This is a genomic window from Anaeromassilibacillus sp. D41t1_190614_C2 (assembly GCF_015558525.1).
In the GTDB taxonomy this organism is placed as follows: Bacteria; Bacillota; Clostridia; order Oscillospirales; family Acutalibacteraceae; genus Anaeromassilibacillus; species Anaeromassilibacillus stercoravium.
Window position 1 is genome coordinate 37857 of record NZ_JADMOD010000016.1, and the last position, 19829, is coordinate 57685.

Sequence of the window (19829 nt, forward strand, 5' to 3'; positions counted from 1 at the left end):
CGGGGCTTCCGAAAAAATTGGAAGCCCCCGGTTTTTTCTTAGGTACTTCAAATAGGAACAACGCCCGCCTCCGATCCACGTAAAAACTCTAAAATTCCAGCCGATGCTGTGGCGCTTCCTGGATATTTCTGAGGAATGTATCCATACTAGTAGAAACGATTTTCCAGCAGGAAGGCAAGGTGAATGCTGTGTTGACACCAAGTATCAAGCTCGTACCCAATAGTGATGAGACATACGACCTGATTCTTGAATACAATGGAATCGATGTCGAATTCGCAGAAGAATTGGATGTACAGAAGAGCATTAAATCCCATTCCAAAACCATTACAAAATCCATCTTATCACAGGCCAAAAAGGTAAAAATCAAAAGTGTAAAGGTGTTGGTTTCCGGCGTACTGGTAGCTACAGTAGCTTTTTCCTCTTTTTTATCGGCCCTTGCAACAACGGACCGGTATATCATGGGGTATCTATACCGAGGAAATGACATCCAGCAGATTGAATATGTTAATCAAACTAACAATGCACTGGACACGGTTTCTCCAAGTTACTTCAATATTCGTGAGGACGGAAGCTTAAAGTTAAATTATTTGAGTTCCTATTTCATTAAAAGTATGCACGATCGCGGGATCAAGGTAGTGCCATTTCTGAGCAACCACTGGAACCGTACCGCAGGAATCAACGCCCTACAGAACGTAGAATCGCTTTCCACGCAAATCGCGGATTACATCGAAGAGTACAATCTAGATGGCGTAAATGTGGATATTGAAAATGTCACCCACGAACAACGGGATCAATACACGGAATTTGTCCGGCTTTTGCGGGAAAAAGTCCCTGCCCATAAGGAGATTTCCGTCGCAGTTGCAGCCAATCCTAACAACTGGCAGGTTGGTTGGCATGGGTCCTACGATTATTCTGCACTTGCTGAATATGCTGACCATCTTTTGATTATGGCTTATGACGAACACTATGAAGGCAGTGAGGCAGGACCCGTTGCAAGCATTAACTTTGTGGAAAATTCTATCAAATATGCGCTCAGTAAAACGGCCCCAGACAAAATTGTTGTGGGCGTCCCCTTTTATGGCCGCGTTTGGAGTTTGGATGACAACCGGATTGTCGGCAAAGGAGCCAGCACAAAAACCATCCAGGAGATCATTCAAAATTGCGATGCAACCGTAACCTACGATGAGGCCAGCCAATCAGCTAAAGTAGAATTCACCATTACGGAATCCAGCGGCCAATATACCGTTGGCGGGGATTTTGTGCTACAGCCCGGCCGGTACGTCGCTTGGTTTGAAACCGACCAATCCTATCAGGAAAAGTTAAACCTGATTGAAAAATATAACCTCAAGGGCGCCGGGGCTTGGTCGTTGGGACAGGAAGACATCTCCATTTGGGATCATTATGAAGACTGGGTAAACGGAGATGTGGCAGACGAAGAGCTGGGGGCCGATCCTCCAATAGTGGAGCTACCTGCGCCGCCAACTGGCGATTCTACAGATTCTCCTTCGGAAGAGACGTACTCAAATGCTTGGATCAAAGCAGATCAAATCAACGTGCCAATTTATAAAAATGAAAACTTGAAGGGAAAAATCGTCGCAACGCTCTCCGGTGGTACTGCGGTTACCGTTCTGAAAGAGGCCGGCAATGGGGCTTATCAAGTGCAGCTTTCTGACGATCAAGTTGGTTATATCTCTTCGTCCTATGTCACATTTGAAAAACAAGAACCTACACCAGAACAAATTCCAGATTCTTCCACCCCATCCGTTCCCTCCTCGGAAACGTTTCTCTATGAAGTAAAAGCTGGCGATTCGCTCTGGAAACTTGCGGAACGGTATCTGGGGGACGGGAGCCGGTATCCGGAAATCATGGAACTGAACGGTCTGACCTCTACCACCATCTTTCAAGGGATGCAATTGCAAATCCCAGGAAGTTCCGAAGGAAGCCAACCAGGGGACTCCTATGTAAATTATACGGTAAAGCGAGGGGACTCATTGTGGAAGATCGCACGGGCACAGCTCGGTTCTGGAAGCCGGTATCCCGAAATTATGGAACTGAACGGTCTGACAAGCGCCACGATCTATCCGGGGCAGATCCTAAAATTGCCGAAATAGTCCCCGGCATTCGTGGCGTTTGACCAGTCGAAAAATATCTTATCCTTTAAGAGGCAATCAAAGATTTATGAGAACTGCATATAACCTTCGGGCGTGCACCGAACGAACAACGGGGCTTCAGTTTGAAGCCCCGTTGTTTATATGAACCCAATCCCGTGTAAACAGGTGGAAAATGGCAGAGGCCGTTGATCCAGCCATCTCTTTTTGGGACCGTGCCGTTTCTGTAGACCTCCACCGCTTTCTTTAATTCTTACGGCGCCAGCTGCTTCCGCTTGCCGTGCTGGGCCACAGTTACCCTGAGGGCAAACCAATCGCTACTTTAGTTCGGTCCCGCGGCCCATCATATGGCGCATTTTTTATGAAAAAGCCTCCTTTTCTTTTAGAAGAAAAAGTTTTTAATAACTCAAAAACAATTCGTAATCAATTCCCAAACATAGTGCTTTTATTATAAAGACATCAAGTGCGGGAGCACAAAATAAAGATTCGTGGAGGCTGTTTGAAATGAAGAAAAAAGATTTTATTACCCTGATCATGAGTACGGTAGGCGGTATCCTATTTGCTCTGGGAATGTGTATGGCGCTATTACCCGAATGGGGCGCAATGGTACCGGGCGTTGTCATCGGCATCATCGGCGCTGTAATCCTGCTGGTCATGATTCTTGTCCGTCGGAAGATGGATGGCAAACCCGCCATTGTTTTCAATGGGAAGGCTATTGGCACCACCCTGTTGGGTGTGTTCGGGGCCATTGTCCTTGGCGTGGGCATGTGCATGACCATGGTTTGGAGCATGATGATTCCCGGTATCATCGTTGGTATAATCGGCATCGTAGCACTGCTCTGCCTCATTCCCGTGGTCAAGGGCTTGAAATAAGGAGGAAGTCTTATGACAAGATGGATTTTTTCGATCACAGCTGGCGTCACAGCATTGGCAGGACTAGCAATCGCAGGGAAGTATTTTGTTCGCAAACATAACAAATAATTCTATTAAGGAGGCATTCATTATGGCAAAATCCAAGCTGGTTCAGGCTAACGAAAAAATTGCCGAAGGCGTAGTCGGCGGATACAAAAAAATTGAAAACGGCGTTGTGGGCGGTTTTATGAAGATGGAAGAGGGAGTCGTAAACGGATTCAATAAGATCACGGACAAATTTGTCGATGAGTTCCTTACGAAAGACGGAGAGTCCGTGGAAGATGCCAAAAAGCGCCTTGCCCAGGAACAGGAAGCCAGGGAACACTCTCCAAAAGTGAAGAAGCAATCCACTCCATCCAGAAATATGGAAGATGCAATCCGTGACCGTCTTGAAAACGGCTTTAAAACCTGGAATGGCGGCTATGGCGGGTGGCTGCAATGGTGCGACACCCTGTACGAGCCGGACGCCCATTACAATGTATATGGCCACCGCATGCCCCTGCAGCAATACAAGGACATGATGGGGCAACTTTTCCAGCACTACACCATGGAGCTTGGGGCCTTCGATAATATGATTATCCGCGATGACTGGGCGGCTATCCGCTATACGGTCAAAGTCAAGAATTTGGACTCCGGAGAAGAAATCCTACAGAACACCATGGAGTTTGTCCATTTTAAAGACAATCCAGACCCCATCGGCGTCCGCGTGGTAGAAGGATGGGCGCTCTCTGACAGCCCCCTGTCTGCCCATCATTAAAACAGGACGCCCCAAACTCCGGGCCTGAGCGCACCCTGCGTTCAGGCCTTAATTTTTTGTATTTTTATAAAAAGCCCAAAACGCAAACAAAACTTTAACATCTCTATGTTATCATAAAAAACATGGGGGAGGTCTGATGGATGTTTAAACTATTGGTTGTGGAAGACGACCGGGAATTGAATAAGGCTGTCTGTTCTTATTTGAATCAAAATGGCTATAAAGCGGAGGGTTGCTTGAGCGCCAACGAAGCTTATGACGCCATGTATGGAGGTACTTTATTTGATCTGATTATCTCGGACATCATGATGCCGGAAGTAGACGGGTTTGAATTTGCCAAAACCGTACGGGAGATTGACCAGGAAATCCCGATCTTATTTATGACAGCAAGGGATGACTTTGCATCCAAGCAGCGGGGCTTCAAGGCGGGGATCGACGACTATATGGTCAAACCCATCGATCTAGACGAGCTGCTCCTACGGATAGAAGCCCTTTTACGCCGGGCTAAAATCGCTACCAGCAAAAAGTTAATTGTGGGCAACCTTACCTTAGATGCGGAGGAGCATACCGCCTATCTGAACGACGAAGAGGTTCCATTGACAGTCCGGGAATTCAACCTTATTTATAAGCTGTTATCCTACCCCAAAAAGACTTTTACGCGCTCCCAGCTTATGGACGAATTTTGGGATCGTTCTTCTTCCTCCGGTCCCCGTACAGTGGATGTGTATATGACTAAGCTGCGGGATAAATTTTCTGCCTGCAACGACTTTGAGATTGTGACAGTCCACGGGCTGGGATATAAGGCGGTATTAAAATGAACGAAAAAGGAAAGCAAAACAGGAACGTCCGCTGGCTATTTGCTATCCGGCGTTATATCACGTTCTTCCTCTTGATGGCTTTTGTCATCAGCTGCTGCATGACCCTGTTCCTGAATATGATGACAAGATCAACTGGTCTATCCTTTACAAAGGAACATATTGAACAGGCTGCCAAAGTAACATTTCTAAATGTGATTGGATTGAGCCTGCTCTGCACGGTGATCGACGGCATCCGGCGAAAATTCATGGTAGACCAACCGGTACAGAAAATTGTGAAAGCAGCTGAACAGATTATGAAAGGGGACTTTTCTGTACGAATTCCACCCTTTCACACGTTTGGCTATACAAATGGTTTTGACGTTGTTGCAGATTACTTAAATCAAATGGCAAAGGAATTGTCTGGAACAGAAACCTTGCGAACCGATTTTATCGCCAACGTATCCCATGAGCTGAAGACCCCCTTAGCTGTCATACAGAACTATGGTACTATGCTCCAACAGCCAAATCTGACGGAAGAAAAGCGGATGGAATACGCCAGGGCCATCACCGATGCATCCCGCCGCCTTGCCAACCTGATTACGAATATTCTGAAACTGAACAAGTTAGAAAACCAACAGATTTATCCATCCGTAAAGACGTATGATCTAGGGGAACAACTTTGTGAATGCCTGCTTTCTTTTGAGGGCGCGTGGGAAGCAAAGGATTTAGAAATCCATGCGGATGTAGAAGAAGACATTCTGGTGGACAATGACGCTGAGTTGCTTGCCCTGGTTTGGAATAACCTATTTTCCAATGCGATTAAATTTACAGAACCTCATGGCAAGGTATCCCTTTCTTTGAAAGCCGAAGATGGCTATGCGGTTGTCCAGGTATCAGACACCGGCTGTGGTATTCCCCCGGAAATTGGAAAACATATCTTCGAGAAATTCTATCAGGGGGACACTTCCCATGCAACCCAAGGAAACGGCTTGGGGCTTGCATTGGTAAAGCGCGTCATAGAGATCATCGGCGGGGATATTTCCGTCAGCAGCGAGGTAGGAAAAGGCAGTATATTCACAGTGAAGCTGAAAAAGAAACAGGAACCTTCTAATCGGGTCCTTTCATAGGTTCCTCCCATAATAAAAATACATTACCGCTCCTTTTTAACGGATAGGAGCGTATCATTCTGCAAATTGAAAGGACGGTTTGACATGGAAAATCAAAGAGATACTTTTCACTATACCTACTCGGCAAAACAACAGGAGGAAATCCAGAATATCCGAAAAAAATATCTTCCTCCGGAACAAGGGGAGGACAAAATGGCACAGCTTCGCCGGCTAGACCAAAGTGCCACAAAAAAAGGCACAGTGCTCTCCATCATCCTTGGTATCGTAGGTTGCCTGTTTCTGGGATTAGGGATGTGTTGTAGCATGGTCTGGATGGATATCTTATTTTTCCCAGGCATCCTGATCGGAATTCTAGGAATTGCGGCTATTGCGTTTGCCTATCCGCTGTATATCCATGTTACCAAAAAAGAGCGGGAAAAGCTTGCCCCGCAGGTTCTTAAGCTGGTAGAAGAGCTTTCAACTCTGGAATCCTAAAAACAGGCTGGATGAGAGATGTTCCCTCCGTCCAGCCTCTTTTCATATGGGCACTTTCCCGGCCCCAGCACCGCTTCCATCCTCAAAAGGATACGGACAATCGCTTTTGAACCACTCTCTGGAGACTCAGTGGCCAGACAACACATACAGGAAATAGACCGTTATAAGTTGTTCCCCGACATGCCTTTCTAAAAAGCGTCCCATATTTCACAAAGAATTTATAAATACAGCGGGGAATTGTATTATAATCTTTATATACATGAAATTCGCACGTGAGGAGTGAAATCCATGGAAAAGAAGGATGTATCCACTTTTCATCCCGAGGATTTGGACCACCTGCTACAGGATGCAATGGGCGGTGTACTATCCACCGATTTGGTACCATGGGCGGATGCAACCGTCAGCCAAATGATGGCCCAAACCAAAATGCTTATGGGTACCGTTGTGGAATACAAAGAGTTGATGATGATGTATGCCTGTGCCATCAAGGAGGTACGGACAAAATTCGATGTTCTAAACACAGAATTTAAAATCCGTTACCAACGCAACCCCATCAGCTCCATCAGCACCCGCTTGAAGAGGACCGCCAGTATTACGGACAAGTTGGAGCGGCAAAATTTCCCGTTTTCTTTAGAGAGCATCGAAAAGAATGTAAACGATGTCGCTGGTATTCGGGTGATCTGTTCGTATATCGATGATATTTATACCATTGCAGAGGCATTTTTACGCCAGGATGATGTAACGCTCATTGCCCAAAAGGATTATATTGCCCATCCAAAACCCAACGGTTACCGCAGCTTACATCTTATTATTAGCATCCCCGTCTTTTTTGCAGATCGAAAGAAAGACATGAAAGTAGAGGTCCAGATCCGGACCATTGCTATGGATTTTTGGGCCAGCCTAGAACATCAGCTGAAATACAAACAAGAAATCCCGAACCAACCAGAAATCATATCTCAGCTCAAGGAGTGCGCTGAAATAATCAATGCTACAGATGAAAAAATGTTGGATATCCGGCATCAGATTGAAGAGATAGCAGACGCACCGACCGAAGAAGATATCCTATTGGAAAAACTCAGCAAGCTCGACTTAGCTGTTGATGTATAAGCTGTCACTCTATAGCGGGCAAAGTGGTCAATGAACATCTTTCTTTGCGATATGCTGTTTTTGGAACAAGGCAAAATAGGCACAGAGAACGGCAAAGCGTGGGTGGAATCCCTAACTTCATAAAATTTATTCACAACTGACAAAACAGGCACCCCAGTTAGAAGGCTGGGGCGCCTGTTCCTTTTTGTTAGGCAAAAAACAGCATTTCCCCCAGGCTATCACACAAAATAGCGGTCTGCTTAAAACACAGGGAAACAACGAATCGTTCAACAGGATGGGACTTGTGCTCTTCTAACATAGCGCCAGAGGCGTCCAGCCCGGTTTGTCGGTATAGTCGGGTGGTTGATTGCCTCTCTTTCCAGTGGACGTAGGGCGCTTGCACCGGTTGCGCAAGGGCAACCAGGAGCTGTTTGCTCCAGTCCGTCACTCCTTTCTGAATCTCTGCCAGAGACGCCTTTTCTTTATTGTCAATCTATTCCCCATTTGGTGTGATCTTGTGAAAGGTATATCCATTTTCCTCTGCCACTGCTTAGTAACGGTTTTCCAGTTGTGTGCGTAACACCGAGTTAGGGTACCCGCACAGATGTCAAGTCCTATGATATCTTCCCTTCCGTCTTCTTTATCCATTAATCCTCATCCCCGGCCTTAAAGTTATAAATAGGCCGGATGATTTTCGTCACCTCCGCTGTGGGGCCGATGTTTCCCAAAATATCCTCCATTCCCTTATAGGCCATAGGGCATTCATCTAAAGTGGCTTTACTCACCGAGGTGGTATAGATCTCTGCCATCTGTTTTTTGAATGCAGACACGGTAAAAGACTGCTTGGCCATCGCCCGGCTCATGAGCCGTCCTGCACCGTGGGGGGCCGAGCAGTTCCAGTCCTCGTTCCCCTTTCCCACGCAAAGGAGGCTCCCGTCCCGCATGTTGATAGGGATTAGCAGCTGTTCGCCCGCTTTGGCGGAAACAGCCCCTTTCCGCAGAATCATGTTCTCGGTGTCGATGTAATTGTGGATGGTGGTGAATTGTTCCTCCACATGGAGCTTCATGCCTTTTACAATCTCGTCCACCATAGCCTGTCGGTTGAGCATGGCGAACTGTTGGACGATCTTCATGTCATGGATATACTGGTCAAAGAGTTCTCCCGATACATACGCCAGTGCTTTGGGGATATTGGTCTGTTTAAGATTTTTTCGCTTCTTCAGCTCTTTTTGGATCTCTTTTCCCCGGCCTTCCGCCTTCATCTGCGCGATGAGAGCCTCGATGGAGGCGTCGTCGGTGCGGTTGAGGATCTTGTAGCCCGCTTCCTGATAGTAACTAGCCACCTCCACCCCCAAGTGGCGGCTACCAGAATGAACCACCAGATAGAGGTTCCCTGCATCATCCTTATCCACCTCAATAAAATGGTTGCCGCCCCCTAAAGTACCGATGCTTTTTTCTGCCCGAAGGCGGTCCACATGCTGGATACAGTATAACTCACCCAAATCGATCTGGCTAAGGTAGCGGTGCGCCTTGTCTCGGATGGAGAAGCCGGAGGGGATTTTCTCATAGATCAACTTGTCCAGCTTTTGTAGCTCGATGTGATCCTCCCGAATCCGGGTGGTCTCCATACCGCATCCGATGTCCACTCCCACCAGATTTGGAACGACCTTGTCGGCAATAGTCATCGTGGTGCCAATCGTACAGCCTGCCCCTGCGTGAATATCTGGCATCAGACGGATACGGCTGCCCGCTGTGAATTCCTGGTTGCACAACTCTTGCACTTGAGCGATAGATGTGCTGTCCACTATATCTGTAAAAATTTTTGCCTCGTTGTATTTCCCTTTAATTTGAATCATAATTTCCTCTCTATTGTTTTCCTCTGGGTCAATAACTCATCATATTCTCATACAGCAATTTATATCACTCTGCATTTATTTCAAATGGAAGAGAACAGCCGCCAAACTTCTCCCTACCATCTTCGTGGGCCGCTCCCCTGCCTAGATCCAGGGGCGAAAGGGCCTTTTCCTGAAAAGCTGTCCACAGTTCTGCCGCTATCTTCCCGCCCAACAGGATATGGCCAAAAGCATTCCTTCTCCGGGGCATGTCAAGGCGCGCGTCTAGCGCTCCATTCTTCCTCACAATCGTACGCGATCGTCTAGACTTCGCCGGAACGCCATCCAGCAACTTTTTGCCTAGGGAATCCATCAAATAAACCAGCGCCTTTGTGGCACAGTAATCGCTGCCACCGGACGATGGCCATTTTCTCCTCTACGCTGATCCTCATATGTCCAGATAGATGGATAGGAAATCCAAACTCTCGCCTCTTTTCCATTACGCCTTGTTCACCAGGTTCCGTCCCTTGCAGCCTTTTTTGAACAATAAAAGAAAGGTGGGCACCTGCCTCCACCAGGAAACCGTGGCGCCGGTTATTGTACAATGGAATGATCCGCCTACTGGGATACTGGACTATCCCCGTCTTTCGCGATATCTACATCCTTAACATGATTTTAAGATCTTTCCCCGGACGCATATTCGCCCATGCAAACATCCAGCACCTCACGGGGCAACTAGACCAAGGCGTTTTCGTACGGGCATTTCCATTGAATGTCTCGGCCCATCCGTCCGTTTATTACACCATCTCCCGTTTTGCCCTGTCCTGGATGGGGTTGTTATTCTCCAGAATATAGGAGGCCAAATTGTAGGCGTGATTTATCACCCTGTTGCGAGCCATATCATCATAGCGATGCGGAAAATCTGGCGAAAAAAGGGCGTGCATTCCAACGGTTGCATCCCATTGCCATAAGCTATGCATAGGGTGTTCACCTCTCTAATCTTCTCAGATATGGAACTGGAACCGTTTTCGTCATCCACACGCCATTGGCAGACAAGTAAAAGATATACCCATCCCGGTGCATTTTTCCGGCCTCCACCTGGTAGATGACCGGCTCCCCATGCCGGCGGCCCACCGCTTCCGCTGTTTCCGCATTGCTGGAGAGATGCACATACAAGCGGCTCTTTGGGCGCAGCCCCTGTGCCTCGATGGAAGCAGCAAACCGTTCAGCAGTCCCGTGGAACAGTGTTTCCGGCGGTTCGGCTGTGGGAAGCTCCACATCCACCGGGATAGAATGGCCCTGATTCGCACGGATCATTGTCCTGTCTGCATTAAAGGAATACCGCTGCTTTCCATCCGTCCTCACGATTTCCTCTAGAACGCCCCGGTCAATGGCGTACTTCCTGCCGATGCCCGCTAGAAGTGCGTCTACATTTGCCCAGCCGTGTGCATCCAATTCAATCCCGATGGCCTCCGGTTTATGCCGTAAAATTAAACTCATATATTTGCTGATCCTAGTGAGATCCAATACAGGTTTTTTCATGGTTAATCCTCCAAGTTTATCTATGAGATCCTACACGCTTCTTCTGCACAGCCCTTCCAGTTTCAACGCCTGCGCTTCACAAGTTCCACTTTGGTCCGCGGGCGGACTTTTCCGGATCTTGGCCCAACCGCTGCGCCAATAATAGCTCTGGGTCACCAGGTCGCATTCACCGAACATGCTACCCTGAACCATCAGCCAGCCCAGCAGCTGTGCGCGATCCTCTTCCTGACCAGTGAGTTCCTTCGCCGCAAATTTCCGCATTATCTCTTCCTAGGTCTCGCAGTCGGCAACCGTTCTTTGGCCACATTCTGGGCACGGGTCCTGGTGCTCTTATTCTCAATATCTACGGCCTCCATCTCTCGTCCTATCCATTTTCCATAGAAGAGGCTCACCGTCTGGTTTAGCATTCGTCCCCTAGAACCTTATCGTCTATAAGGGTACCTTCCATGCCGTCTATCACTGTAGCCTTCTAAATGTTGTATGCAGCGACCTTCTTTATCAACGTTCCAACCGATTGGGAATAAACCGACCGGTTCACATATAGTTTTCCATCACTGTCGGGATTTCTCTCTAACGTCAGCAGGGGGTTCCAGAACCTTATCATCTCCCTGCATAGCCAATGACTGGCCCCGCTTGGATCATTCGTATCCAACCGGTTCTCCACGAACCTGTCTCCAACATCTCCCGGAGCTCAGGGAAATATCATTCTGTGACATGGCGTTACCTCCGGACAAAAAAGCACCCTGCGCCTGTCTGTCTTTATGACGGAGAGACGCAGGGCTAGAAAAAGGCCGCAAAAAAGTAGCACACCCTTACGGCTGTGGTCTCGCAATTCTGTAGTCCTTGTCTATCGTAGCTCAGGCACTTGCTAGAGCCATATTTATGCAGGTTGGTCATACAAACCTCATTGTTATTAGCCGGTATGGAATAGACAGGGCTGGATTGAGTTTTATTATAGCATAAATGAGTAGATAAGGGAAATAGCCCTTCTGATTTTCTAAGAACCATATGTCCCAATCTATATCCTGAAGCTGTAGCAAACTGCAACAAATTAAGGCCGTCATCCTCAAAAGCGAAAAAAGAGGCCAACAACGATTTTGATCGCCTTCTTAAAAAGTAAATTCCGTGTTCCATTTTATTTGAAATCTCATGTTTTTTACCTATGGATAACAAACTTAATTGCCTAATTTCAACACCGCAAAACAAAGAAAAACTGCATGGACACTGGATTTTCAGCATTCATGCGGTAATCGATTCTATCTGACCATTACGAAATAGATATCCGCTACAAGCACGGGCATAAAGCTTTAAAGTTTAAAAAAACGCGGTCGCAAATTCTGACCGTAGGTCTGGCTGTCTGTTACAAAATAGATTCCCACCCAAAGCGCGAGAAGAAAGCTTAACAAAAAAACTGAGTCCGGAACGCGGATTGCGTCCAGACTCAGTCTGGCGGAGAAGGAGGGATTTGAACCCTCGCGCCGGTTACCCGACCTACTCCCTTAGCAGGGGAGCCCCTTCACCACTTGGGTACTTCTCCATGTTGGTGAATTTCAAAAAATATGTGACTTGAGAGAAATGTGGCGGAGAGGAAGAGATTCGAACTCTTGGCCCCTTGCGAGGTCACTGGTTTTCAAGACCAGCTCCTTAAACCACTCGGACACCTCTCCGAGTCTCGTTTGCAACGAAAATTATTATACTGTATTTCAACCGCTTTGTCAATCATTTTCCGCAATTATTTTTAATTTTTTTGTAAAATAGCGATAGTTCTTCTGTATTGCATGACATAGAAACAATTAAAAATAAACAAAAAATCCCTGCAACCGATCTGGTGCAGGGATAAAATTTTTGGAGGCGTCACCCAGATTTGAACTGGGGAATCAGGGTTTTGCAGACCCATGCCTTACCACTTGGCTATGACGCCAAAAAGTTGGAGCGAACGACGAGGCTCGAACTCGCTACCTCCACCTTGGCAAGGTGGCGCTCTACCAGATGAGCTACGTTCGCATAAATGGTGCCTCCGGACGGAATCGAACCATCGACACGGGGATTTTCAGTCCCCTGCTCTACCAACTGAGCTACAGAGGCAAATATGGCGACTCGGAACGGGATCGAACCGTCGACCTCTAGCGTGACAGGCTAGCGTTCTAACCAGCTGAACTACCGAGCCGGATATTGGTGGGGACAATAGGACTCGAACCTATGACCCCCTGCTTGTAAGGCAGGTGCTCTAACCAGCTGAGCTATACCCCCTTCTCGTTCGCTGCTGTTCATCAGCGACGTGTTATATAATACTATAAGAGCCTGCAAAAGTCAATACCTTTTTTCAAATTTTTTCTAGTTTTTTTCGGGATGCCGCCATGCCGCTATAAGCCTCCGCAAGGCGGCTATTTTCCCATAAAACGCAATTACAGAATCCCTTATTTCTTCGCCACACTGTCCGCAAGTTTATCCAATTCCTCTTGAGAAAAGCGATAGGCGCGGTTGCAGTATTGGCACTTGGCCTCCATAAATCCGTCTTCCAAGGCCAAGGTGCGGATCTCCTCTGGGCGGAGCGTCGCCAGCGCGTTCTCCACGCGTTCCTTGCTGCAATTACAGGCATAGGCCACGGGAGATTCGTCAAGGATCTCCATCTCAAAGCCCTGGAGGACCGCCCTGCACATGTCTTCGATGGTCATCCCCTTCGCGAGCATGGTGGTCACCGGTTCCAACACCGCCACATTCTGCTCCAATTGGGTGATATCCGCATCCGTCGCACCCGGGAGCACCTGCACCAGCATACCGCCCGCCAGCAATAGCTTGTGATCGGCCTTGTCCACCAGCACCCCCAGAGCACACACAGTCGGGATCTGTTCGCTGGTCGCATAGTAGTTCGTAATATCCTCCGCAATCTCGCCGGAGACGATCTCCACCTGGCCGATATAAGGCTGCCCGGAACCAAAATCGCGCAGCACGCCCAGCAGTCCATCCTGCCCCACAGCAGCGCCCACATCCAGCTTTCCATTCGGCTTGAGTGGAAGGTCCACCTCAGGATGCTCCACCCATCCACGGCAATTTCCGTGGCTATCCGCAATTGCCACAACCGACCCCAGCGGGCCGCCACCATTGATCTTTAAGGTTAGGGAGGCGTCCTCCTTTTTGAGCATCGCCCCCATGATGGATGCGCCCGTCAACAGGCGGCCAAGTGCGGCAGTCGCCACAGGGCTGGTGTTATGCACCTGCTGTGCCGTTGCAACTAAAACGGTGGAGTCCACCGCCGAGGCCATAATTGCCCCATTCGATGTGATACATCTGATCAGTCTATCCATACAATCGAAACCATCCTATTTCTTTTTGCGCGCAGCAAACACCACACGCTCTTCCTGTTCGCCCGGCTCTTCCAAGCTGAGATCCGCAAAGCGGTACACCACGTCAAACCCCGCTTGATTCAGCATGTGAAGAAGCTGTTCCTGCGGATAGGCGCGTTCATAGAAGTGTTCCCCACTTCTATGGTACAGGTTCCCCTCCCGGCCGAAGAAATCCAGCTGGATGCCAACGCGGTCGTTCTTCTCCTCATAATGGTTCTGCCAAATACAGTAGACCTCGTCGGTATCATACAAAAAGATGTTGTCGGCCAATACATGGCGGTGCTTATATACCGTATTGACGTCGAAGAGAAACCAGCCGCCGGGATTCATAAACAGGGACACACGGTCAAAGGCGGTCTGTACATCCTTTTCCAGCGTCAAATGGTTGATGCTGTCCAAGGCGCAGATCACCGTATCCACTGTGCCGTAAAGATCGAGCTTTTGCATTTTTTGACATAGAAACAACAGGTCCAGGCCGCTCTCCGCCGCCTTTTGGCGTGCAACCGAGAGCATATCCGCAGACCCGTCGATTCCATAAATGTCCATCCCCCGCTTTGCCAATTCCACCGTCAGACTGCCGGTCCCGCAAGCGAGGTCGAGCGTTAAACCGGGCGCATGGCCCAGATGCGCAAGCAATGTGCAGAGATAATCTGCCCGCCGCGCATACTCCACATTATGTGTCAAACTGTCGTAGTACTGTGCAAAGGAAGCGTAACTCATTTGTCCTCTTCCTTATGTTCCCCATTTTTTGCGTCCAAACGTCCAAAGACTAAGGCATAGCCGTCGCAACCGTAGTTGAGGGAGCGGTTGACGCGGCTGATGGTCGCTGTCGAGGCGCCCGTCTCCGCCACTATATCGCTGTAGACGCGCTTGGTGCTCAACATATGAGCCACCAACAGGCGCTGGGACATTGCCTTGATCTCCGGCACTGTGCAAAGGTCCTCAAAAAAATTGTAGCATTCATCCACTGTTTTCAAGGAAAGAATCGCCTGAAACAGGAAATCAACACTCTCATCTTTGATCTTGGAGTTCAAAAAGATCACTTCCCTATTATATTTATAGCAATCCCACGGACAAGGGACCCCATCGAAAATAAGCCGCTCCCATTTTCACAAAAGCGATGTAAATTCCGATTTATGAAACTACTATAGTAAGATAAAATTTTAGCACATAAAAGTAAAAAAGTAAAGGGGCAAACGACATATTTCCTAGAGAAGCAATTAAAATAATCTATTTTTTAGGAATCCTGCACAGAATCCATGCAGGCCAACTCGATTTGCCTGCGCATCTCCTCAACGCCTTCCCCATTTACCGCGGAAAAGAGAATGAGAAGCGTGTCCGGCAAATCTTCAAACAACGTGCAATAGGCGTCAAGCTGCTGTGTACGCTGCGTCTTGTTGAGCTTGTCACTTTTTGTTGCAGCGATCAAAAACGGCAAGCCTGCCTGCACCAAAAAGTCGATCATATGCAGGTCGTCCTGGGTGGGCATGTGGCGAAAATCCACGATCTGCACCACCAGCCGGATATTCCGGCCCGCATTTAAGTATCCTTCCACCAGCTCCGCCCAACGCAGCTTTTCCGAGGCGGAAACCTTCGCATACCCGTAACCCGGCAGATCCACCAGGCGGCACTCTGGAAGGCGGTAAAAATTGACCGTCCCTGTCTTCCCCGGCTTCGCGCTGACACGTGCCAGCGATTTGCGGTTCAGCAATTTATTGATCAACGAGCTTTTCCCCACATTGGAGCGGCCGGAGAACACAATCTCCGGCACGCTGGAGGGGGGGAGCTGTTCCACGCGGCCCGACGCGGACTCAAACGCGGCATTTTGGAAATTCATTGGGATTTCCCCTTTCTACTGGTCTGTTTCCCAGGGTGCCCCCGCCTATTGCGGGAGCTGCGGCGCCGTCGCCGCCGCTTGGCCCGCCGCAGTGGGCAGGATGCCGGAGGGCGTGTGTGCAGATTCCAGCTTCGGCTCCGGCATACGCACCAGCGCGGCCTCCAAAACCTGGTCCACCTTCTGCACCGGCAGGAAGTGCACGCTGTTTTTGACCACGTCGTCCACCTCAGCAAGGTCCGGCACGTTGTCCGACGGAATGATGACCGTCTTAATACCCGCGCGGTACGCCGCCATGGTCTTCTCTTTGAGGCCTCCAATCGGCAATACGCGGCCCAATAGGGTAATCTCCCCTGTCATCGCCACATCGTGGCGGATCGGAATATTGCATAGCGCCGAAGTGATCGCCGTCGCCATCGCGGTGCCTGCGGAAGGTCCATCCTTCGGGATCGCTCCCTCCGGCGCATGAATGTGAATATCATACTTTGCGTGGAAATTATGGTCGATTCCCAGCATGGAGGCACGCGTGCGGATGCAGCTGATAGCGGTGCGCGCAGATTCTTTCATGACATCGCCCAGGGAACCCGTCAACTCGATCTTTCCAGTGCCCTCCATCACCGCCACCTCGATCGGCAAAAGCTCGCCGCCAACGCTTGTCCAGGCCAATCCGTTGACAAGGCCCACTTCATCCGTCTTGTGCAAATCGTCGTTCTTAAACTTCGCAGGCCCCAGAAGTCCCTCCAAGTCCTTTGCAGCGATGGTGATTTTCGCCTCGCCGTCCTCCACCAGCTTGACCGCACATTTGCGGCACAGCGCGGCGACCTGCCTTTCCAGATTGCGCACGCCTGCTTCGCGGGTATAACCGTCGATCAGCGCATGTACAGCGGCTGGCTGAATGCGAACCTGCTTAGAGGAAATGCCGTGCTTTTTAAACTGCTTGGGAATCAAGTGCTTAGTCGCGATCTGGAATTTCTCCTCATGGGTATAGCTTCCCAATGTGATCACGTCCATACGGTCCGCCAGCGGTTCTGGGATTGCGCTATAATCGTTTGCCGTTGTGATAAACATGACATCGCTCAAATCAAACGGCATATCGATATAATGATCGTAAAAGGTGGCGTTTTGCTCGGAATCCAGAACCTCCAAAAGCGCGGAGGCCGGGTCACCGCGGAAATCGTGGCTGAGCTTGTCAATCTCGTCCAGCAAAAGCAGCGGGTTCTTTGTCCCCGCCTGCTTGATGGCCGAAATGATACGTCCCGGCATGGCGCCCACATACGTCTTACGGTGGCCCACGATGTCGGATTCATCCCGCACGCCGCCGAGGGAGACGCGCACATATTTGCGCCCAATAGCCTCTGCAATCGAACGCGCAATGGAGGTCTTGCCAACGCCCGGAGGCCCAACCAAGCAGATGATTTGCCCCCTGATATCCGGCGATAGCTTTTTAACCGCTAAGACCTCCAGGATGCGCTCCTTGACTTTCTTCAAACCATAATGGTCGCGATCGAGAATTTTACGCGCCTTTTCTAAGTCAATGTGCTCCTTGCTGGTGGTGTTCCAAGGCAGTTCCAGGCAATTCTCCAAATAGCCCACGATCACCCCTGCCTCATGCGAGCCATACGGCAGTTTTGCCAAGCGGTCGCACTCCTTCAGGAGCTTTTTCTCCTGCAATTCCGGAAGCTGGAGCTTTGCGATGCGGTCGCGGAATTCGTCAGCCTCCTCCTGCGGATTGTCGTCCTCTCCCAACTCATAGGAAATCGCCTTCATCTGCTCGCGCAGGAAATATTCCCGCTGATTCTGATCGATCTGCTCCTTGGCCTTCTCGCTGATCTGGCTTTCGATCTCAAGGACCTGCACTTCACGCTGCAAGATCTCCACGAGCTTGTTCAAGCGTTTGACCGGGGAGAGCTCCTCCAAAATGCGCTGTTTCTGTTCATAATCGAACATGATATTGGCAGCGATAAAGTCCGCAAGCTCCCCACAATCCTTCTTTTGCACCACACCGACGACAATATCCGGCGGGACGCGGCTGTAGTTTTGCAGGTACTGCTCAAAAAGGGTCTGTGTAAAGCGGATTAACGCCTCGCTGCGCTGGGTCCGGCGGTAGGCACGGGTCCGAACCGGCAGGACCTCCCCCAGAAGGAACGGCTCGTTCTCCTGAAGGCTCTCCAATTCCGCCCGGTATAGGCCCTCCACAAACACCCGCACGCCGTCCTCCGGATGGCGCACCACCTGTTTGATCTTCGCCACCACACCGATGCGGTACAAGTCCTGGAACTTTGGCTCATTTTCGCCCAGATCCTTCTGCGCCACGAGAAAAATCAATTGATTCTCGTCCATGGCCTTGGATAGCGCCAGAATCGACTTCTTTCTGCCTACGTCGAATTGCAGCATCATCCCTGGGAAGACCACCAGTCCACGCAGGGCCAACACGGGCAGTACCATATTCTCATCTCGCCTATTGGCCAATTCAATCGTACTCATGTGAATCCCTCCAAGTGCCCAAAGACATCCGGAAAAGCATCCGGGGATCCTTTGGCTCTTCTGCGGCGCCCTCCTTTTGCTTCAAAAATCCTGAAATCCAAGTGGGGACGCTCCTAGTAGAAATGGCTGCCGCAAGGCGGAGGGCTTTTCAGCCGCCCCGCTGCAACAGCCATCGTTCTTCAAATCGATTGCGCCCCGCCGTTCGCGGATACGCATCACGCGGTATCTTTTCTCCCGCGTTTTCTCGACGTTGTAATCTTGATCTTAACAGGCTTGCGATCCGGATTATAGGTGAGCAAAGGCGGTTCGCCCTTCTCCACCGTTTCCGGCGTAATGGTTACCTGTTCCACCGTGTAGTCTGTGGGTACCTCGTACATCAGCGGCGTCAAGATCTCTTCCATAATGCTCCGCAGACCGCGTGCGCCGGTCTTGCGCTCTATGGTCTTGCGTGCAACTGCCCGCAGTGCTTCCGGCTGGAATACCAATTCCACCTTGTCGAGCTGGAACAGCTTCTTATACTGGTTCAGCAGGCTATTCCGCGGTTCTGTGAGGATGCGCACCAACGAATCCTCATCCAGCCCATTCAGCGCGGCGATGACCGGCAAACGGCCCACCAGCTCCGGGATCAAACCAAATTTGACCAGATCGTGCGGAATGACATCCTGCATCCAAGCTGTGGTATCCAAATCCTTCTTGCTGCGGACATCCGCACCAAATCCCATCGAAGAGGAAGCCGTGCGCTTTTCCACGACCTTCTCCAATCCGTCAAAGGCTCCGCCGCAGATAAACAGGATGTTGGAAGTATCGATCTGCAAAAACTCCTGCTGGGGATGTTTGCGCCCGCCCTGCGGAGGCACGTTCGAGATCGTTCCCTCCAAAATCTTCAGCAAAGCCTGCTGCACACCCTCGCCGCTCACGTCGCGGGTGATCGACGGGTTCTCCGACTTGCGGGCAATCTTATCGATCTCGTCGATATAGATGATCCCGCGCTCGGCACGCTCAATATCGTAGTCTGCCGCCTGAATTAAACGCAGCAGAATATTTTCCACGTCCTCGCCCACGTAACCGGCCTCTGTCAGTGTGGTGGCATCCGCGATGGCAAACGGCACATCCAGAATCTTGGCCAGTGTCTGTGCAAGAAGTGTCTTTCCAACGCCCGTGGGTCCCAGCAAAAGCACATTGCTCTTTGTGAGCTCCACATCGTCTTTTCCGTAGTAAATGCGCTTATAGTGGTTATAGACTGCCACGGACAGCGCAATCTTGGCCTCGTCCTGCCCAATCACATATTCGTCAAGCTGTTTTTTGACTTCCTGCGGCTTTGGCAGCACGGCAGAGGTCTCGCTGTAGCTGCTCTTACGGGTGTTCAGACTGTTTTCGTCCTCCAAGATGGACATACACAGCTCGATACATTCGTCGCAGATATAAACGCCGGGGCCGGCGATCAGCCGGCGCGCCTCGCTCTGCGGCTTTCCACAAAAGGAGCAGCAAATGCCTCTCTCTTTGATGTCGTCGTTATTGGGCATTCGTATCACCAA

General features: G+C 49.8%; 17 protein-coding genes and 7 tRNA genes. 7 read left to right on the top strand and 17 right to left on the bottom strand.

What is annotated here, in order from left to right; all coding sequences use genetic code 11:
- Nucleotides 1-179: 179 nt before the first annotated feature.
- From I2G69_RS11905 to I2G69_RS11935, 7 genes are all read left to right on the top strand, one after another.
- Nucleotides 180-2111: a glycosyl hydrolase family 18 protein gene (locus I2G69_RS11905; protein WP_087235230.1), complete on the top strand. Its 1932-nt coding sequence runs from the start codon at nucleotides 180-182 to the stop codon at nucleotides 2109-2111.
- Between the two features lie 501 nt (nucleotides 2112-2612).
- A complete protein-coding gene (locus I2G69_RS11910) occupies nucleotides 2613-2981 on the top strand; it encodes a hypothetical protein (RefSeq protein WP_087235231.1) in 369 nt (122 codons plus the stop codon).
- Between the two features lie 130 nt (nucleotides 2982-3111).
- Entirely contained in the window at nucleotides 3112-3777 is a 666-nt protein-coding gene (locus I2G69_RS14470) for a hypothetical protein (protein ID WP_330396787.1), read from the top strand.
- A 140-nt stretch (nucleotides 3778-3917) separates the two neighbouring features.
- Nucleotides 3918-4592 carry a response regulator transcription factor gene (locus I2G69_RS11920; RefSeq protein ID WP_087233450.1) on the top strand — a complete coding sequence of 225 codons (675 nt, stop codon included), beginning with the start codon at nucleotides 3918-3920 and terminating at the stop codon, nucleotides 4590-4592.
- Nucleotides 4589-5698: a HAMP domain-containing sensor histidine kinase gene (locus tag I2G69_RS11925; protein WP_191362821.1), complete on the top strand. Its 1110-nt coding sequence runs from the start codon at nucleotides 4589-4591 to the stop codon at nucleotides 5696-5698. Before I2G69_RS11920 ends, I2G69_RS11925 begins: the two co-directional genes overlap by 4 nt.
- A 192-nt stretch (nucleotides 5699-5890) precedes the next feature.
- Nucleotides 5891-6172: a hypothetical protein gene (locus I2G69_RS11930; protein ID WP_242969672.1), complete on the top strand. Its 282-nt coding sequence runs from the start codon at nucleotides 5891-5893 to the stop codon at nucleotides 6170-6172.
- Nucleotides 6173-6580: 408 nt separating this feature from the next.
- On the top strand, nucleotides 6581-7279 hold the full coding sequence (locus tag I2G69_RS11935; RefSeq protein ID WP_237966572.1) for a GTP pyrophosphokinase: 699 nt from the start codon (nucleotides 6581-6583) through the stop codon (nucleotides 7277-7279).
- A gap of 626 nt (nucleotides 7280-7905) precedes the next feature.
- Here I2G69_RS11935 and I2G69_RS11940 read toward each other — a convergent pair.
- The 17 genes from I2G69_RS11940 to clpX all read right to left on the bottom strand — a co-directional run bounded on the left by I2G69_RS11940 (nucleotide 7906) and on the right by clpX (nucleotide 19817).
- Nucleotides 7906-9114, bottom strand: a complete 1209-nt coding sequence (locus tag I2G69_RS11940; RefSeq protein ID WP_087233441.1) for an RtcB family protein — start codon at nucleotides 9112-9114, stop codon at nucleotides 7906-7908.
- A gap of 773 nt (nucleotides 9115-9887) precedes the next feature.
- A complete protein-coding gene (locus I2G69_RS14475) occupies nucleotides 9888-10070 on the bottom strand; it encodes a DUF4261 domain-containing protein (protein WP_442858896.1) in 183 nt (60 codons plus the stop codon).
- A gap of 7 nt (nucleotides 10071-10077) precedes the next feature.
- The gene (locus I2G69_RS11950; protein WP_087233435.1) at nucleotides 10078-10632 is read right to left on the bottom strand and encodes an RNA 2'-phosphotransferase; all 555 of its coding nucleotides are present in this window, start codon (nucleotides 10630-10632) and stop codon (nucleotides 10078-10080) included.
- A 30-nt stretch (nucleotides 10633-10662) separates the two neighbouring features.
- On the bottom strand, nucleotides 10663-10893 hold the full coding sequence (locus I2G69_RS11955) for a hypothetical protein (protein ID WP_087233432.1): 231 nt from the start codon (nucleotides 10891-10893) through the stop codon (nucleotides 10663-10665).
- A 1186-nt stretch (nucleotides 10894-12079) separates the two neighbouring features.
- Nucleotides 12080-12169: transfer RNA gene (locus tag I2G69_RS11960), tRNA-Ser, on the bottom strand.
- A 41-nt stretch (nucleotides 12170-12210) separates the two neighbouring features.
- Nucleotides 12211-12299, bottom strand: a tRNA-Ser gene (locus I2G69_RS11965).
- A 179-nt stretch (nucleotides 12300-12478) separates the two neighbouring features.
- Nucleotides 12479-12553 (bottom strand) — tRNA-Cys (locus I2G69_RS11970).
- A 7-nt stretch (nucleotides 12554-12560) separates the two neighbouring features.
- Nucleotides 12561-12636: transfer RNA gene (locus I2G69_RS11975), tRNA-Gly, on the bottom strand.
- 5 nt (nucleotides 12637-12641) lie between these two features.
- Nucleotides 12642-12717: transfer RNA gene (locus I2G69_RS11980), tRNA-Phe, on the bottom strand.
- 5 nt (nucleotides 12718-12722) lie between these two features.
- Nucleotides 12723-12799, bottom strand: a tRNA-Asp gene (locus I2G69_RS11985).
- 6 nt (nucleotides 12800-12805) lie between these two features.
- A tRNA-Val gene (locus tag I2G69_RS11990) sits at nucleotides 12806-12882 on the bottom strand.
- 167 nt (nucleotides 12883-13049) lie between these two features.
- The gene (gene hslO, locus I2G69_RS11995) at nucleotides 13050-13937 is read right to left on the bottom strand and encodes an Hsp33 family molecular chaperone HslO (RefSeq protein WP_087233429.1); all 888 of its coding nucleotides are present in this window, start codon (nucleotides 13935-13937) and stop codon (nucleotides 13050-13052) included.
- 15 nt (nucleotides 13938-13952) lie between these two features.
- Nucleotides 13953-14696, bottom strand: a complete 744-nt coding sequence (locus I2G69_RS12000) for a class I SAM-dependent DNA methyltransferase (protein WP_087233426.1) — start codon at nucleotides 14694-14696, stop codon at nucleotides 13953-13955.
- Entirely contained in the window at nucleotides 14693-15010 is a 318-nt protein-coding gene (locus I2G69_RS12005; RefSeq protein WP_087233423.1) for a YerC/YecD family TrpR-related protein, read from the bottom strand. The genes I2G69_RS12000 and I2G69_RS12005 overlap by 4 nt, the downstream gene beginning before the upstream one ends.
- A 203-nt stretch (nucleotides 15011-15213) precedes the next feature.
- Nucleotides 15214-15813: a ribosome biogenesis GTP-binding protein YihA/YsxC gene (gene yihA, locus I2G69_RS12010; protein ID WP_195560825.1), complete on the bottom strand. Its 600-nt coding sequence runs from the start codon at nucleotides 15811-15813 to the stop codon at nucleotides 15214-15216.
- Nucleotides 15814-15858: 45 nt separating this feature from the next.
- Nucleotides 15859-18294: an endopeptidase La gene (gene lon / locus I2G69_RS12015; RefSeq protein WP_195560826.1), complete on the bottom strand. Its 2436-nt coding sequence runs from the start codon at nucleotides 18292-18294 to the stop codon at nucleotides 15859-15861.
- Between the two features lie 215 nt (nucleotides 18295-18509).
- On the bottom strand, nucleotides 18510-19817 hold the full coding sequence (clpX, locus tag I2G69_RS12020; RefSeq protein WP_087233414.1) for an ATP-dependent Clp protease ATP-binding subunit ClpX: 1308 nt from the start codon (nucleotides 19815-19817) through the stop codon (nucleotides 18510-18512).
- Between the last annotated feature and the right edge of the window lie 12 nt (nucleotides 19818-19829).